Source organism: Methylobacterium sp. CCH5-D2 (genome assembly GCF_001556475.1).
GTDB lineage: Bacteria > Pseudomonadota > Alphaproteobacteria > Rhizobiales > Beijerinckiaceae > Methylobacterium > Methylobacterium hispanicum.
Window position 1 is genome coordinate 1 of record NZ_LSIX01000141.1, and the last position, 351, is coordinate 351.

A 351-nucleotide genomic window follows, 5' to 3' on the forward strand; every position below is an offset into this window, starting at 1 on the left:
CTCCCCGCCGGCGGTGAGGGGGAGCTTCCCCACCGAGCCCCGCGCGGCGCAGCCGCGCCGCGGGGCAGGTCCTACTCCGCCTCGCCCCTGAGCGGGCGCGCCATCAGGCGCGCCACCACCGCATCGACCCGCTCCGCGCCCGAGACGATGTCGGCGACCGCCTCGGCGACCGGCATCTCGATACCCTGGGCCCGGGCGAGCGCCACCAGGGCGGCCGCCGTGAAGGCGCCCTCGGCGAGCTTGCCCCCCGCGGCCGCCTCGGGCGTGGCGCCCGCGCCCAGCCGCTCGCCGAACGCGAAGTTGCGCGACTGGGACGAGGAGGCCGTGAGCACCAGATCGCCGAGACCCGAC

The 351-nt window shown here is 78.6% G+C and carries 1 protein-coding gene; it reads right to left on the reverse strand.

What is annotated here, in order from left to right:
- Positions 1-71: 71 nt before the first annotated feature.
- Positions 72-351: NAD(P)H-dependent glycerol-3-phosphate dehydrogenase (locus AX737_RS03225; protein ID WP_348626798.1), on the reverse strand; the 280-nt coding region annotated here is incomplete at its 5' end.